We start from the raw sequence: 240 nt of genomic DNA, 5'->3' as shown, positions 1-240 counted from the left end.
GAACATGGTGTGGCCGGGGTAACGGCGCTCTTGCACAAGGGGCGGATCGTTTTGATCGGTGACACATTGGTGCATGAATGGCCTAATGAGAACGATCTTGCCACCATTGCGGAACGTGCTGCCGGTGTGGCCCGCCACATGGGGCTTGATCCACGGGTGGCCTTTGTGAGCTTCTCGACGTTCGGCTATCCGGTGTCGGAGCGGGCGGAGAAAATGCACATCGCGCCAACCGTTCTGGAT

At 59.2% G+C, this 240-nt stretch carries 1 protein-coding gene; it reads left to right on the top strand.

The features are described from left to right. On the top strand, positions 1 to 240 hold a 240-nt coding region (locus O4G76_RS21520), incomplete at both ends, for a phosphate acyltransferase (protein WP_269399116.1).

Origin of the sequence: Limimaricola sp. G21655-S1, assembly GCF_027213785.1 — a bacterium.
Classification (GTDB): Bacteria; Pseudomonadota; Alphaproteobacteria; order Rhodobacterales; family Rhodobacteraceae; genus Limimaricola.
The sequence above is the reverse complement of the archived record's forward strand: the minus strand, read 5'-3'. Positions and strand labels throughout refer to the sequence as shown.